The sequence below is a fragment of the Mesorhizobium sp. M0816 genome (genome assembly GCF_040320005.1).
GTDB lineage: Bacteria > Pseudomonadota > Alphaproteobacteria > Rhizobiales > Rhizobiaceae > Mesorhizobium.
The window spans coordinates 109,363-123,742 of record NZ_JAMYOT010000016.1; the positions used below are offsets into that span (position 1 = coordinate 109,363).

Below are 14,380 nucleotides of genomic sequence, written 5' to 3' on the forward strand. Positions count from 1 at the left end.
CTCCTGACTGCCCACGGCTGCCACAAGGTGCGCACTGTCATTCTCCAAGCATCGCCGGCTTGATCCTCAGCCGCGCGATACGGTTCTTGTCGCGCTTCATGACGACGAAGCGCTTGCCGTGAAACGTAAAGGCCTGCTTTTCGTCCGGGATCGACTGCGCCTCGTGGATGACAAGGCCGGCGATGGTGGTGGCTTCCTCGTCCGGCAGGTTCCAGTCGAGCGCCCGGTTAAGGTCGCGGATCGGCACCGTGCCGTCGACGACGACGGAGCCGTCGGCCTCCTGCTTGACGCCCTGGATGTCGATGTCGTGCTCGTCGGCGATCTCGCCGACGATCTCCTCGATGATGTCTTCCAGCGTCACCAGCCCTTCGACCTCGCCATATTCGTCGACGACGATGGCGAAATGCGCCTTGCGGCGCAGGAAGGCATTGAGCTGCTCCTGAAGCGTCGTGGTGTCGGGCACGAACCACGGTTTCGACGCGATCTTCATCACGTCGATCCTGGAAAAATCGTTGCCGACCTCGTTCAGCGCGCGCAGCAGATCCTTCGCGTGCAGCACGCCGACAATGTTGTCGAGCGAACCCTTCCATAACGGCATGCGGGTGTGCGGGCTCTGCAGGATCTCGCGAACCACCGCTTCGGGCGGGTCGTCAGCGTTGACGGAGCGCATATTCGTGCGGTGGACCATGACGTCCGACACTTCGAGCTCCTCGAGGTCGAACAGGCCGCCGATGCGGGCGCGGTCCTCGCGCACCACCTGGCCGTCGCGGCGGAAATCGTCGACGGCGCCGCGCAGTTCCTCGCGCGCCGAGCGCTGCGGCTCGATGCGTTGCAGCTCGTAGCCGAAGGCGGCGAGCAGGCGCCGGCGCAAGACGAAGCCCAGCAGGCCGAGGCCGGCGAGCACGGCAGCCGCGATCCAGCCGGCCTGGCTCATCCCGGGCGGCTTTCCTGCCGACCCGGATGGTTCTCCCGGAGGAACGCCAGCACTTCCGAGGCCGGCACATCCCGGGCGATAAAGGCCTGGCCGATGCCGCGCGTCAGGATGAAGGTCAGCGCGCCGCGCGACACCTTCTTGTCCTGGGTGATGAAGGAGAACAGCGTCTCGGCGTCGGGCAGTTCGCCTGGAATGTCGGCCATGCGCCAGGGCAGACCGACGGCGCGAAGATGCGCCTCGACACGCGCCGCGTCGTCGGGGCTCGCCAAATTGAGCCTTGACGAAAAGCGGTGCGCCAGCGCCATGCCGATGGCGACGCCCTCGCCATGCACGAGCCTTGCGCCGTCATAGCCGGTCGCCGCCTCCAGCGCATGACCGAAGGTGTGGCCGAGATTGAGCAACGCGCGGTCGCCGGTCTCGAACTCGTCGCGGGCAACGACGTCGGCCTTGGCACGACAGGCCTCGGCGATGGCCGCAGCCCGCTCCGACCCGCCGGCAAACACTTGACGCCAGTTTTCTTCCAGCCAGGCGAAAAACTCGGGCCGGTCGATCAGCCCGTATTTGGCCAGTTCGGCATAGCCGGCGCGAAACTCGCGGATCGGCAGCGTGTCGAGCACTTCGGTGTCGGCCAGCACCAGCCTGGGCTGGTGGAATACCCCGACCAGGTTCTTGCCGCGCTTGCTGTTGATGCCGGTCTTGCCGCCGACGGAGGAATCGACTTGCGCCAGCAGCGAGGTCGGAACCTGCACGAAGTTCATGCCGCGCCGCGCGATGCCGGCGGCAAAGCCGGCGAGGTCGCCGACGACGCCGCCGCCGAGCGCGATGACGACGTCGCCGCGCTCCAGCTTGGCGGCCAGCACGCCGTCGACCACCTCTTCGAGATGCGCAAAGCTCTTGGTCTTTTCGCCTGGCGGCAACGTGATGACGGCATGTTGGATGCCACCGCTTGCCAGGCCGGCCGCAAGCGTCGCGAGATGCGCGGCCGCGACGTTTTCGTCGGTGACGACCGCCGCCCGCGTCCCCGGCAGACGGCGCGAAATCTCGGCGCCGGCGCGTGACAGCAGGCCGGGACCGATCAAAATATCGTAGGCACGCTCGCCAAGCCCGACTTCGACAGAGACCGTTGCATCAGCGCTCACGACCGCACCTCGTCAATATCGGCAACGCCGAAATGGCCGCGCAGCGCGTCCACCACTTCGGCGGCAATGATCTCCTTGCGGTCGTCGCGGGTCGGCACGATGACATCGGCCGCGGCGTAAACCGGGTAGCGTTCCGCCATCAACCGTTCCAGCACGGCGCGCGGATCGGCGCTTTTCAGCAGCGGCCGGTTCTGTTTCTTGGAAACGCGCTCCATCAACAGACCGATCTCGGCTTTCAGCCAAACCGAAACGCCATGGCTGGCGATCGCCTCGCGCGTCTGCGCGTTCATGAAGGCGCCGCCGCCGGTCGACAGCACCTGCGGCCCGTGCTCCAGCACACGCAGGATGACGCGCTGCTCCAGTGCTCGGAACTCCGCCTCGCCATAGCGCTCGAACAGGTCCGGGACGCTCATGCGCGAAACAGTTTCGATCTCCTGGTCGCTGTCGATGAAGGGCAGTGCCAGCATCGCCGCCACCTTGCGGCCGATCGCCGTCTTGCCGGCGCCCATCAGCCCGACAAAGACGATGGAACGGCCGCCCAGCCGGCCGAGCAGCGCGGCATGGCTCTCGCCCGGAGGATTTGCTGGTAGCGCGTTCATGCTTCTAGGCCTCTTTGGCGGCGTATCGACATCAAAAGCCTGTTTGCGTCAAGCGCGGCGCAACCGGGACTATGGGCTTCACCCTTGAATTGGCCGGATTGGCGTCTCATAAGGGCACAGGGTTGGAAATGCAGAATAAGACGACGGGCGAAAATTAATGCCAACACTGTTTCGCTTTGTCGTGACGCTCGCGATTCTGGCCGGCATTGTCTATGGCGCGATGTTCGCCCTGGTCATGTTCGTCGAGCCGAGGAAGGCGGAAATGAGCGTGCGTATCCCTCCGGAAAAGCTCAATCCCAAAAAATGAACAGCGCCGCCCGCATCGAAGCCTTCCTGGAGATGATGAGCGCCGAGCGCGGCGCCGCCGAAAACACGCTTTCCTCCTATCGCCGCGACCTCGAAGACGCTTCCGTCGGGATCGGCGGTGGGCTTGCCGCTGCCACCAGCGCCGACATCCGTGCCTATCTCGACGACATCGCCGCGCGCGGCTTTGCCGCCACCTCGCAGGCGCGCAAATTGTCGGCGATCCGGCAGTTCTTCAAGTTCCTCTACGCCGAAGGCCTGCGGGGTGACGATCCGACCGGCACGCTGGACAGTCCGAGGAAAGGCCGGCCGCTGCCTAAGACGATGAGCGAGGCCGATACCGGCCGGCTGCTCGACCGCGCGGCGCAGGAGGCGGTGGACCCCTCCATGCATGACGGCGACAGGCTGGCGGCGCTGCGCCTGCACGCGCTGGTCGAGGTGCTCTACGCCACCGGCTTGCGCGTTTCGGAGCTGGTCGGCCTTCCCGTGACGGTGGCACAGCGCGACGACCGCTTCTTCATGGTGCGAGGCAAGGGCAACAAGGAGCGCATGGTGCCGCTGTCGGCCAAGGCGCGCACCGCGATGCGGACATGGCTTGCCGCACGGGGGGCGGTGCCGGCTCTTGCCGACAGCCCGTTCCTGTTTCCGGCTGCCTCCGACAGCGGCTATCTCTCGAGACAGGTCTTTGCCCGCGAGCTGAAAGGGCTTGGCGCTCGGGCCGGCATTGCCACGGCGAAGATATCGCCGCATGTGCTGCGCCATGCTTTCGCCAGCCATCTGCTGCAGAACGGCGCTGATCTCAGGGCCGTGCAGCAGTTGCTTGGCCATGCCGATATTTCAACGACGCAGATCTACACGCATGTGCTGGAGGAGCGGCTGGTGCGTCTGGTCAACGATCATCATCCGCTTGCCGACTAGGCGTCATGCCGCTATGTGAGAACGACGTTCCACCGCGCCCAGCCTGCATTTTCAGGCTTGCGTCAGTCATTGCCTTCCGACTTGCCGGTCCGCCCAAGAATGTACAATTACCTCGATTTCGAAAAGCCTGTGCAGGATCTCGAAGGCAAGATCCTTGAGCTGAAGAAGCTTGCCGAGAACGGCGAGGCGGTCGATGTCGGCGATGAGATCGCCCGTCTCGAGAAGCGCTCGCGCGATGCGCTGCGCGACGCCTACAAGGCGCTGACGCCGTGGCAGAAGGTGCAGGTGGCGCGCCATCCGGACAGGCCGCATTGCATCGACTACATCAAGGGTCTGCTTACCGATTTCACGCCGCTCGCCGGCGACCGCAATTTCGGCGAGGATCAGGCGATCGTCGGCGGCTTCGCCCGCTTCCGTGGCGAGCCGGTGGCAATCATCGGCCAGGAGAAGGGTTCCGATACGACAAGCCGGCTGAAGCATAATTTCGGCTCGGTGCGGCCGGAGGGCTACCGCAAGACGGTGCGGCTGATGGAACTCGCCGACCGCTTCCAGATCCCGCTGCTGACGCTGGTCGACACGGCCGGCGCCTATCCCGGCGTCAACGCCGAAGAGCGCGGCCAGGCGGAAGCCATCGCCCGCTCGACTTCGGCCTGCCTTGGCCTGAAGGTGCCGTCGATCTCGGTGGTGATCGGCGAAGGCGGCTCGGGCGGCGCCATAGCGATTGCCACCGCCAACCGCGTCTACATGCTCGAACACGCCATCTATTCGGTGATCTCGCCGGAGGGCGCCGCCTCGATTCTGTGGCGCGACACCACGCGGTCCAAGGATGCTGCGACCAACATGAAGATCACGGCGCAGGACCTGCTGGAGCTGAAGATCATCGACGCCATCGTCGCCGAGCCGCTCGGCGGTGCCCATCGCGCCCCCGAAACGGTGATTGCCGCCACCGGCGACCTCATCGCCAGGACGATGAAGGAATTCTCCGGCGCCAACACCGACTTCCGCGAGCATCGCCGCGAGAAATACCTGGCGATGGGCCGCAATCTGTAACCAACGCAGGCACGCGGCCCGAAATGTGGCGGCGTGAACCAGTTTCGCCACAAAAATGCCGCTGCATTCGGCTCAGTGGGGTTGCCGTAAGGGGACGCGCCAGCATGATTGCGGTAAGGAATTTTCAAGGTTAACGGGCTTAGGGTCCGTCAGCGGTCAGTTTAGCAGCCGCGGCATCCGCGGCGCAGAGATGAAGACGATAGCCATATCCATGTTTGCCAAGCTTGCCCGCACCGGAGTTCTGATCGCTGCGATCGGCGTCGCCGGCTGCAATGATGCTTCGATGAAGGATTTTGCGCCGCAAGCCAACAAGCCGCTGCCGGACAAGATCCTGGCCGAGATGAAGGCCAAGGGCATGGTCCGCACCTCCTCGGTGATGGCCCGCATCTTCAAGGAAGAAGGCAAGCTCGAAATCTGGAAGGCCAAGACCAACGGCCGCTACGACCTGGTCGCCAGCTACGACATCTGCAAATGGTCGGGCAAGCTCGGGCCAAAATTCACCGAAGGCGACCGCCAGGCGCCGGAAGGCTTTTACACGGTCCGCCCGGCACAGATGAACCCGCGGTCGAATTACCACCTGTCCTTCAATATCGGCTACCCGAACGCCTATGACCGCGCCAATGGCCGCACGGGTTCCAACCTGATGGTCCATGGCGCCTGCTCGTCGTCTGGCTGCTATTCGATGACCGACGCGCAGATCGAGCAGATTTACGCTTTCGGCCGCGACGCCTTCCAGGGCGGCCAGACCGAGTTCCAGATCCAGGCTTTTCCGTTCCGCATGACCGCAGCCAACATGGCGCGCTATCGCAACGATCCGAACTACGAATTCTGGAAGATGCTGAAGGTCGGCTACGACAATTTCGAGGTTACCAAGGTGCCGCCGAAAGTCGACGTCTGCGAGAAGCGCTACGTCTTCAACCAGGTTGCGGCCGACGGCTCGACCTTTAATCCGACCGGCGCTTGCCCTGCGACCACCCAGCCCGATTCGCTGAAGAGCGCCATCAACGCCTATCAAAGCACCTATGAGGCGGCCTTCAACGGCGCCGTCAAGGCCAGCGTGCCGGCACCCAAGCCGACCATCGCCGGGATCAAGGAAGCCAGCATCGTTTCCGACTGGTCGAAACGGCGTGCGCGCGGCGAACGCGTGCCGATCGAGCCGCCCTCGCTCAACCCGGACGGCACCGTGGCCGAAACGGCGCGCATGGGCCGCATCGATTCGCCGGCGGGCCGCAAGATGGCGGCGCTCGATGCCGAAAAGGCCGCCAAGCAGAAGGCCGAGGAACAAAGGCTTGCCGCCATAGAAGCGGCCAAGGCCGCGAAAGAGGCAGCCAAGGCACAGGCCTTGGCCGAGAAGGAAGCTGCCAAAGCCCAGGCGCTCGCCGAAAAGGAAGCTGCCAAGACCGCCGCCGAGATGCCTGTCGCCACCGCCACCGTAGCGCCATCGGACGCCGCCCCGGCAGTCGAAACGCAGGCTGCGGACGCCGAAAGCACGGCGACAAGGTTGAAGAAAAAGCTGCTCGGCATGTTTGGCGGCTGAACTTCATGCTTGAGCAAGAAGATGGGGGCCAGGAACACGGGCCCTCAACTAGCCCCGCCGCCGTCTACGACCTCAAAGGCTTGAACTGCCCGTTGCCGGTGCTCAAGGCAAAAAAGCGCCTGGCCGCAATGCAGCCGGGCAGCCGGCTGTGGCTCGAAACCACCGATCCGCTCGCCGTCATCGACATTCCCGCCTTCTGCGCCGAGACCGGCCATCGGCTGATCGAGACGACGGCGATATCGGGCGGCCACCGCTTCCTGGTCGAGTGCGGGATCGGCTGAGTCTCGACTTAGCTCGTTCTGGCGAAAGCGGCTGAGCGGGATAATCTCCCCCCTTGAGGGGGAGATGGCCGGCAGGCCAGAGGGGGTTGCCGCGCGTGAAGCGCCAACCTTTTCTCTCGTCCCACAGGGCGTCGCGCCAGCCGAGGCGACCCCCTCTGTCGCCTTCGGCGACATCTCCCCCTCAAGGGGGGAGATCACGATCCGGCAATAGCCAGCGGGTTGCTTTCCAGTGCTACGCGATCCGGCGTGTCGATCGACGGCCGGTTGGTGAAGGCGGCGAACAGCCGGCGAACATAGTCTTCGGGCATGTCGAGCGTGATCAGCACCAGCCTTGTGCCGCGCTGGCTGTCCGGCCAGGCCGGCAGTTGCACCGGCGGATGCAGGATCTTCTGCACGCCATGGATAACCAGCGGCCGCGACGGGTCTTCTGCAAGCTCGATGACGCCTTTCATCCGCAAAAGGCGCTCGCCATGCGCCGAGCGCAACAGATCGAGGAACATCTCGATTGCCGAAAACGGCACCGGCCCGTCATGAACCAGCGAATACGAACGCACGCGGGAATCGTGCCTGTGGTCATGGTGATCATGGTCGGCATGGTCATGCCCGTCGTGATCATGCCCGCCGTGGTCATGCCCGCCGTGGTCATGGTCGTGGCCGGCTTCTTCGCCGAGCCAACGCTGCACATCGACGGATTTGGTGGCCGGATTGTAGAGGCCGCTATCGAACAGGGTCGCGGTGCTTGCCTCGCCCGCGTCGAGCACCACGGCGCCCGGGTTGAGCTGCCTGAGCCGCGCCCGCAACGCCTCGACATCGCCTGCATCCGTGGTCAGGTCGGCCTTGCTGAGCACGATGCGATCGGCGACGGCCACCTGCTTCACCGCCTCGACATGCGCATCGAGCGTCGCATTGCCGTTGACGGCATCGACCAGGGTGATGACGCCGTCGAGCCGGAAGGCCTGGACCAGGGCCGGGTGTGCCATGATCGACTGCAGTACGGGGGCGGGATCGGCGAGCCCGGTGGTCTCGACGATGACGCGGGCAAGCCGGTCGATGCGGCCGGTCTGCAGGCGGTCGACGAGGTCAGCCAGCGTGTCGACCAGCTCGCCGCGCACCCTGCAGCAGAGACAGCCGTCGGAGAGCTGGATGATGCCGTCGGAGGCCTGCTCGACCAGGAGATGGTCGATCGCCACCTCGCCGAACTCGTTGATGATGACGGCGGTGTCGGCGAGCGCCGGATCCCGGAGCAGCCGGTTGAGCAGCGTCGTCTTGCCGGCACCGAGAAAGCCGGTGAGCACCGAAACGGGGATCGGGAAGCCGGCCATGCGGCTAGTTCAGCGCCTTGGCCGGCTGCTGGACCTGCGCGGCGGTGGCGGATCCGGCCACAACTGGCTCGGCGCCGGCCGGCGGCGCCCGGTCCGGCCGCCATGTCGGCAGCGGCACGTCGGCATATTCCTGCCCGGAGGCGTCGAGCATCGCCTTCGGCTTCGGTCCCGTGGCGCCGCCGAGGCCGACGGCGATCAGCGTCGGTACATGGTCGAGCTTTTCCTGATAGGGCGATTTCGGCACGTCCTTGCCCTTGTCGCCGACGGCGGGTGCGGTTTCCGACTGCTCCTCGACCGGCTTCTTCTTGCAGATTTCGTCATTCATGTCGTTGGCCGACATGGTGTCGCCATAGGCGGGCAGCGCCGCGATGGTCAGCCAGGTCGGCGCCGGCGTTGCAAAGCCCTGGTCGAGCAATTTTGCCGCCGCCTCGGCGCGGGTAACGGCCGATTGCTCGCCGAGCACTACGGCGACCAGGGTGCGGCCGTTGCGGGTAGCCGAGCCGATCATGTTGAAGCCGGACGAGCAGACGAAACCCGTCTTCATGCCGTCGGCACCCGGATAGCGGCCGATCAGCAGGTTATAGTTGGAGATCGCCTTCTTGCCGACGGCAAGGCCTTCGATCGAGAACCAGGGGGCATATTGCGGAAATTCCTTGCGAATCGCCATCACCAGCAAAGCGAGATCGCGCGCTGTCGTATACTGGTCCGGCGAATAGAGCCCGTTCGGATTGACGAAATGCGACCCGCTCATGCCGAGCCTCTGCGCTTCGGCGTTCATGCGTTCGGCGAAAGCCGCTTGCGAACCGCCGATATTCTCGCCGACCGCCATGGCGATATCGTTGGCCGATTTGACCAGCATCATCTTCAGCGCATTGTCCAACCGCATCACCGAGCCCGGCTTGAAGCCCATCTTGCTCGGCGGCTCGCCGGCAGAATGTTTCGTTACCTTGATCGGCGAATCGAGCTGGACCTCGCCCGCGGCAATCGCCCGAAACGCCACATAGGCGGTCATCAGCTTGGTCAGCGAAGCCGGGTACCAGCGCCTGAACGCCTCCTGGTGCTGCAGGATCTTGCCGCTGTTCAGGTCGAACAGGATTGTCGGATTGGCCAAGGCGGGCCCGGCCAGCGACGCAAGCACCACCGTGCCCGCCACCAACAGTTTGAGGAAATGCCTGTAGCGCATCATGAAAACCGAAATAGCCTCTTGCCGCAGTCCCACCTGGCTCCGTAAGATTTCGTTACACGATCGCCAGGATAATGGTCCGGCCCTCTGTTCCCGGACCACAGTCGCGGTGCTATTTACTCTATGTGACGTCAACATGGCAAAGTGCTGCCGATCACAATGTGGAAGCAGCAGCACAATGCAAAGCAGCGTGCATGGTTGCAAGGCAGCAGGCACAATTGCAAAGCAGCAGGCCAAGACCGCCTGCTCCAACAGCGAAATGGAACCATCATGCCGATCCTGAACCGAGCCGCCGAAATGCAGGACGAGGTGACCGGCTGGCGCCGCCATTTGCACCAGACGCCGGAGCTGAATTTCGACGTCTTCAAGACCGCCGCTTTCGTCACCGAGAAGCTGAAGGCTTTCGGCTGCGACGATATCGTGACGGGTTTGGGCAAGACCGGCGTCGTCGGCATCATCCGCGGCCGCCACGGCGAAGGCTCGACCATCGGCCTGCGCGCCGACATGGATGCCCTGCCGCTCAACGAGATCACCGACAAATCCTATGCCTCGACCGTCCCCGGCAAGATGCACGCCTGCGGTCATGACGGCCACACCGCGATGCTGTTGGGTGCCGCCAAATACCTCGCCGAAACGCGCAATTTCGCCGGCTCCGTCGCGGTCATCTTCCAGCCGGCCGAAGAGGGCGGCGGCGGCGGCAACGAGATGGTCAAGGACGGTATGATGGAGCGCTTCGGTATCTCCAAGGTTTTCGGCATGCACAACATGCCGGGCCTGCCGGTCGGCCAGTTCGCCATCAGGCCGGGCCCGATCATGGCGGCGACCGCCGAATTCACCATCACCGTCAAGGGCCGGGGCGGCCATGCGGCGATGCCGCACGGCACCATCGATCCGATCGTCATCACCAGCCAGCTCGTCGGCGCATTGCAGACGATCGCCTCGCGCAGCACCGATCCGGTCGAGGCGGTGGTCGTCTCGGTGACGAAATTCCACGCCGGCGACGCCTATAACATCATTCCTGAGACCGCCGAGATCGCCGGCACGGTACGCACGCTGAAGAAGGAGGTCGCCAAGAAGGCCGAAGAGCGCATCCGCGCGCTTTGCCAAGGCCTGGGCGCTGCCTTCGGCGCGACAATCGAGGTTGATTACAATGCCAATTACCCCGTCACCTTCAACCATCCGGAAGAGACGGTCTTTGCCAGCGACATCGCGGCCGACGTCGCCGGCGACAGCCATGTGCACCGCGCGATCCAGCCGGTGATGGGCGGCGAGGATTTCTCCTACATGCTTGAAGCGCGGCCGGGCGCCTTCATCTTCATCGGCAATGGCGATACCGCCGGCCTGCACAACCCGGCCTACGACTTCAACGATGAGGTCATTCCGCACGGCATGAGCTATTGGGTGAAGCTGGCGGAAACGGCGCTGGCGGCGTAGCCATTCGGCATCGGCGGTGCGGCGACCGCCGCACCTCTGGGCGGCAAAACCGGGCAGGACATGTTCTGCTGGTCACTTCCGGCCGGACGACTTCCGGGCAAGGCCGAAGGCAATGCCCAGAGCAATACCTATACCGATGCCGGCAACAATGTTGTCCAACACGACGCCGATAGCCACGCCGATCACGACGCCGAGTGTGAGGTGTTTGGCATCCATTATGCCCGGTCATGTAGCGTGGAAGGGAAGAGCCGCAACCGCTACGGTCCGCTCTTCGGATCCTCGACCTCCAGCGCCTCCATGACCGGCGCCAGCTCATTGTCGTCGGCAGCCTGCGGCTCTTCGCCTGTCCTGGCCTTCGTCAGGGCTGCCTCGATCGCCTCCTGGATATTGCCGAGTTCGTCTTCGCGAACCTCGTGGCCATAGCCGGCAGCATCGGCATCCTGCTCGAATTGCTGCGCCAGGACGGCGACGCTCACCTCGCTCTCGGCGGGCAGATTGCCGACATTCTCCTGCAGCCACGTTTGAAAGAACTCTTTGGTGGCGCTCATGCGGTGTCTCCTTCGGGACACTAAAGCGCGCCGGCGTCCCGAAAGTTCCGCTATCTGAGCCGTCTTTGCGCCCGTTGCCGGCTGCCCCGCAATTCAGCGCGGCCAGGCGGCGTCGGCGCCGCCTGGCTCGGCTGCTTACTGGCTGGCAGCAGTCGTCGGTTCGCACGACACGTTCGGGTTCATATCCGCGAACGCGCCGGTCGGGTTGCCCTTCCAGGCCCAGACATGCAGCTCGTAGAACGGGCCGAGGCCATAGCGGTTGGGCGCGCTGTTGAAGTTGAACAGATGTCCATCGAGCGAGGCCGGGCCTTTCGACGTGATGTATTCGACCGCGATCAGTTTTAGCGTGCCGTCGGCCATCGGCTCGTACATCACGGCTTCAGGCTTGGCGACATCGACCGCGTCGTCCTTGAGGTAGCCGGGATTGACGTAGTGGATGCCCATGGCGCCGCCGGTGATGCCGCTGGCGCAAGGAATGGGCGCATAGCCCTCGGCGGTCGCCGCCGCCACATTCTCGAAGCGGCTGTTGGCGGCGCGCACCTTGTCGGCCAGCGGATTGGGACCGGACGCGGGCGCTGCCTGATGCGCCTGCGCCAACGCAGTGCAGGCCGACAGCAGCGCCGCGGCAGCGAGAAGTCTATTGCGAAAGTTGATTGTCATAGTCATTCCATTCTTCTTGAAAAGCACAGCCCGGCTGGCCGCCGGAGGTAAGGAGGTCCGGCAGGTGGGCGCTGTGGCTGTTGTTGCTGGGAGATCCCTGTCCCGATGCGACGAATGCCCGGAAGGATCATCCCTTCGGCAGATACGGGATCGTCCCAGCCAGATCGGAGTTGTCGATCAGCTGGAAACGGCTGTCGCTGCCGCCCTGACGGGCCGAAACGAACGGCGCGTAGGCAGGATCGTCGGTGAAGGCGCGCGCCGCTGCCTCGGTCGGGAACGCCATCAAGGCTATCAGCGTCGTGTCGAGCGGCTTGCCTTCGAGCGTCTTCACATTGCCGCTGCGCGACAGATATCTGCCGCCGTGCTTGTGAACGAGGTCGTGGACCGACGCGGCATAGGCCGGCATCCACTTCGGGTCCCTCACCTTGATGTCTGCGATAACGTAAGCGGTCATGGATCATGTCTCCTGGTCGTGCACAGGGGTATCCCGTGCAGCGGCAGAGGGGTCGCATGGCAAGGGTCGCGCCAGCCAGTCCCCGATCTGTACTGGTGTGGCGAATCCGAAATTCGCATTCGCTTTGGAGCAACGCAGCGAGCGAATTTCGGATTCAAAAGCCACACCGGCAAATGCTTGGATTTCCAGTGTGGTTTTGGATTTGAAGTTCCTAACGCTGATGCCACCCAGAAAGCAGGAACTTCAAATCCACCACACTGGGCCGGTACAGTTTCTGTACTCGCCGCGCCGCCGGGAAAGGCCTATGGTCCCGGCTGAGTTTGAGGGGAAGGCAACGTCGTGACCCAGTCCGGATACAAACAGTTCTGCCCGTTATCGATGGCCGCGGAGGTGCTGTGCACCCGCTGGACCATGGTTCTGCTTCGCGAATTGGTGGCGGGCTCGACCCGTTTCAACGATCTGCGCCGCGGCGTCCCCAAAATGTCGCCGACCCTTCTGTCGCAACGCCTCAAGGAGCTCGAGCTGGCCGGGATCGTCGAGCGCAAGGAGGTGCGCGGCGAGAAAGGCATCTTCGAATACCGGATGACCGAGGCAGGCAGGGATCTGCGTTCCGTTGTCGAGGCGATGGGCTTTTGGGGGCAGAAATGGGTCGAGTCGCGGCTGTCGCTGAAGAACCTCGATCCGTCGCTGCTGATGTGGGACATGCGGCGCAACCTCAACGCATCGCCGCTGCCCGACGGGCGCACGGTGATACAATTTCTGTATCAGGAGCTCCCCGCCTCCAAGCGGTCATGGTGGCTGATCGTCGAGAAGCACGGCGAGGTCGACCTCTGCTGGTACGATCCGGGCTTCGATGTCGATCTCTACGTCTCGACCGACCTGCACACCATGACCGAAATCTGGATGGGCCTGATCACCGTCGAGAAGGCCGGGGCGAAAGTCATCTTGACGGGAGACCAGAATATCGCCCGTAAAATGCAGACCTGGCTGGGCCTGAGCCCGTTCGCGGTCGAACCCAAGCGAGCGGCCTAGCTGCCTCTTGGCGAAACGTCCCGAAGCGGTTATGTGTCGGGCGCGATGGTCCCGTAGCTCAGTAGGATAGAGCGGCAGATTCCTAATCTGTAGGTCACAGGTTCGATTCCTGTCGGGATCACCATGTTTTTCAAGTACTTAGCGCGAAATCGCCGTACTTTTTTTGCAGGATTTTTGCGAAATAAGTACGGCGAATTTCGCAGACCTTCAGACTTTGGGCACCCATATTCCAAGGGCGAAGCGGCCCAAAACCGCTGCGAAGCGCGGCGCTACGATGCCTAAATCGAGGTAGGTAATCGTTGTTCCCAATCAACTTGCCCGTTTTTCGACGCACCGAGACGACGGACGACAGCCGCTACCGACCGTCAGCGTCGACGTCTCCTTGGCAGCGCCGAAAGGTCTCGCTACTTCGTCGTCCAATCGAGACCGCGGCGAGTAAGAATGCGAACATCGGCATCATCGATCACGAGGTCGAACTCGACTCGTGTGTCCATCCGTCCCCTTAGGGCGGATTGTCCACCAAAGTCCGCATCATAGGGGGAATGGACGCCCCCGGTCTGGCGGCTAGAGGAACGGAACGCTATCATTTTATTGTATTAGTAATGACGCATGAAATGGCCTACAATTGACTTTACCCGGCAGCGCCACTGGCAGCCGGTAGGCCCGGCGGCCCCCTGGAACCCCCGATCGGCTGTCGGCCCGTCCCCATGAAAGTTACGTGCGGTGGCGACCAACGTGAGACGAGATCGAACCAACAACCCCGCAACCGGCATCAAGGGCAAGCGCCACGGGCCGCCGGCCAACGACGAAGCAGGATATTTCGAGTTCTGCCCCGTTTGTGGCCAGACGTTCGACAAGCGAAACCTTGGCGAGGTGCTGCATCACTGTCTCCCCGACCATGAGCCGTTGAACTCGATGAATAGGTGACTAGCGTTCGAACAGATGGTTTCGCTCATCCAAGATCGTGATCGGTCCCAACCAGACGA

General features: G+C 63.6%; 17 protein-coding genes and 1 tRNA gene. 9 read left to right on the forward strand and 9 right to left on the reverse strand.

The window, feature by feature from the left end; all coding sequences use genetic code 11:
* Positions 1 to 37: 37 nt before the first annotated feature.
* The 3 genes from NKI17_RS23685 to NKI17_RS23695 are packed head-to-tail and all read right to left on the reverse strand — an operon-like array spanning position 38 to position 2,672.
* Positions 38 to 934 (reverse strand): HlyC/CorC family transporter, encoded by an 897-nt coding sequence (locus tag NKI17_RS23685; RefSeq protein WP_023677887.1) that lies wholly within the window; start codon positions 932 to 934, stop codon positions 38 to 40.
* Positions 931 to 2,073 carry a 3-dehydroquinate synthase gene (gene aroB / locus NKI17_RS23690; RefSeq protein ID WP_352906874.1) on the reverse strand — a complete coding sequence of 381 codons (1,143 nt, stop codon included), beginning with the start codon at positions 2,071 to 2,073 and terminating at the stop codon, positions 931 to 933. Before aroB ends, NKI17_RS23685 begins: the two co-directional genes overlap by 4 nt.
* Positions 2,070 to 2,672: a shikimate kinase gene (locus tag NKI17_RS23695; protein ID WP_352754594.1), complete on the reverse strand. Its 603-nt coding sequence runs from the start codon at positions 2,670 to 2,672 to the stop codon at positions 2,070 to 2,072. Before NKI17_RS23695 ends, aroB begins: the two co-directional genes overlap by 4 nt.
* A 157-nt stretch (positions 2,673 to 2,829) precedes the next feature.
* Here NKI17_RS23695 and NKI17_RS23700 point away from each other — a divergent pair, with 157 nt between their 5' ends.
* The 5 genes from NKI17_RS23700 to NKI17_RS23720 all read left to right on the forward strand — a co-directional run bounded on the left by NKI17_RS23700 (position 2,830) and on the right by NKI17_RS23720 (position 6,761).
* Positions 2,830 to 2,979, forward strand: a complete 150-nt coding sequence (locus NKI17_RS23700) for a hypothetical protein (protein ID WP_023677884.1) — start codon at positions 2,830 to 2,832, stop codon at positions 2,977 to 2,979.
* On the forward strand, positions 2,976 to 3,893 hold the full coding sequence (locus tag NKI17_RS23705) for a site-specific tyrosine recombinase XerD (RefSeq protein ID WP_352634069.1): 918 nt from the start codon (positions 2,976 to 2,978) through the stop codon (positions 3,891 to 3,893). Before NKI17_RS23700 ends, NKI17_RS23705 begins: the two co-directional genes overlap by 4 nt.
* 99 nt (positions 3,894 to 3,992) lie before the next feature.
* Entirely contained in the window at positions 3,993 to 4,943 is a 951-nt protein-coding gene (locus NKI17_RS23710; RefSeq protein WP_352754595.1) for an acetyl-CoA carboxylase carboxyltransferase subunit alpha, read from the forward strand.
* Between the two features lie 211 nt (positions 4,944 to 5,154).
* Positions 5,155 to 6,480 (forward strand): L,D-transpeptidase family protein, encoded by a 1,326-nt coding sequence (locus NKI17_RS23715; RefSeq protein WP_352754711.1) that lies wholly within the window; start codon positions 5,155 to 5,157, stop codon positions 6,478 to 6,480.
* Positions 6,481 to 6,485: 5 nt separating this feature from the next.
* Positions 6,486 to 6,761 (forward strand): sulfurtransferase TusA family protein, encoded by a 276-nt coding sequence (locus NKI17_RS23720; RefSeq protein WP_023677880.1) that lies wholly within the window; start codon positions 6,486 to 6,488, stop codon positions 6,759 to 6,761.
* 194 nt (positions 6,762 to 6,955) lie between these two features.
* Here the strand turns inward: NKI17_RS23720 and NKI17_RS23725 are convergent, their stop codons facing one another.
* Together NKI17_RS23725 and NKI17_RS23730 are read right to left on the reverse strand one after the other, a co-directional pair.
* Positions 6,956 to 8,083: a CobW family GTP-binding protein gene (locus NKI17_RS23725; RefSeq protein ID WP_352906875.1), complete on the reverse strand. Its 1,128-nt coding sequence runs from the start codon at positions 8,081 to 8,083 to the stop codon at positions 6,956 to 6,958.
* A 4-nt stretch (positions 8,084 to 8,087) separates the two neighbouring features.
* Positions 8,088 to 9,266 carry a D-alanyl-D-alanine carboxypeptidase family protein gene (locus NKI17_RS23730; protein ID WP_352754713.1) on the reverse strand — a complete coding sequence of 393 codons (1,179 nt, stop codon included), beginning with the start codon at positions 9,264 to 9,266 and terminating at the stop codon, positions 8,088 to 8,090.
* A gap of 270 nt (positions 9,267 to 9,536) precedes the next feature.
* Here NKI17_RS23730 and NKI17_RS23735 point away from each other — a divergent pair, with 270 nt between their 5' ends.
* Positions 9,537 to 10,700, forward strand: a complete 1,164-nt coding sequence (locus NKI17_RS23735; protein ID WP_352754598.1) for a M20 aminoacylase family protein — start codon at positions 9,537 to 9,539, stop codon at positions 10,698 to 10,700.
* Between the two features lie 72 nt (positions 10,701 to 10,772).
* Here NKI17_RS23735 and NKI17_RS23740 read toward each other — a convergent pair whose 3' ends face one another.
* From NKI17_RS23740 to NKI17_RS23755, 4 genes are all read right to left on the reverse strand, one after another.
* Positions 10,773 to 10,916, reverse strand: a complete 144-nt coding sequence (locus tag NKI17_RS23740; protein ID WP_198023575.1) for a glycine zipper domain-containing protein — start codon at positions 10,914 to 10,916, stop codon at positions 10,773 to 10,775.
* Positions 10,917 to 10,957: 41 nt separating this feature from the next.
* Entirely contained in the window at positions 10,958 to 11,248 is a 291-nt protein-coding gene (locus tag NKI17_RS23745) for a hypothetical protein (RefSeq protein ID WP_352457623.1), read from the reverse strand.
* A 135-nt stretch (positions 11,249 to 11,383) separates the two neighbouring features.
* Complete coding sequence (locus NKI17_RS23750) at positions 11,384 to 11,908, reverse strand: hypothetical protein (RefSeq protein WP_502894587.1); 525 nt, start codon at positions 11,906 to 11,908, stop codon at positions 11,384 to 11,386.
* Between the two features lie 127 nt (positions 11,909 to 12,035).
* On the reverse strand, positions 12,036 to 12,362 hold the full coding sequence (locus tag NKI17_RS23755) for a DUF1330 domain-containing protein (protein ID WP_023677873.1): 327 nt from the start codon (positions 12,360 to 12,362) through the stop codon (positions 12,036 to 12,038).
* A 339-nt stretch (positions 12,363 to 12,701) separates the two neighbouring features.
* On the opposite strand from NKI17_RS23755, the gene NKI17_RS23760 reads away from it, so the two are divergent.
* From NKI17_RS23760 to NKI17_RS23770, 3 genes are all read left to right on the forward strand, one after another.
* The gene (locus tag NKI17_RS23760; RefSeq protein ID WP_352696794.1) at positions 12,702 to 13,394 is read left to right on the forward strand and encodes a winged helix-turn-helix transcriptional regulator; all 693 of its coding nucleotides are present in this window, start codon (positions 12,702 to 12,704) and stop codon (positions 13,392 to 13,394) included.
* 47 nt (positions 13,395 to 13,441) lie between these two features.
* A tRNA-Arg gene (locus NKI17_RS23765) sits at positions 13,442 to 13,518 on the forward strand.
* A 611-nt stretch (positions 13,519 to 14,129) separates the two neighbouring features.
* Positions 14,130 to 14,321, forward strand: coding sequence for a hypothetical protein (locus tag NKI17_RS23770; protein ID WP_352621595.1), 192 nt, complete (start codon positions 14,130 to 14,132; stop codon positions 14,319 to 14,321).
* Positions 14,322 to 14,380 lie beyond the last annotated feature (59 nt).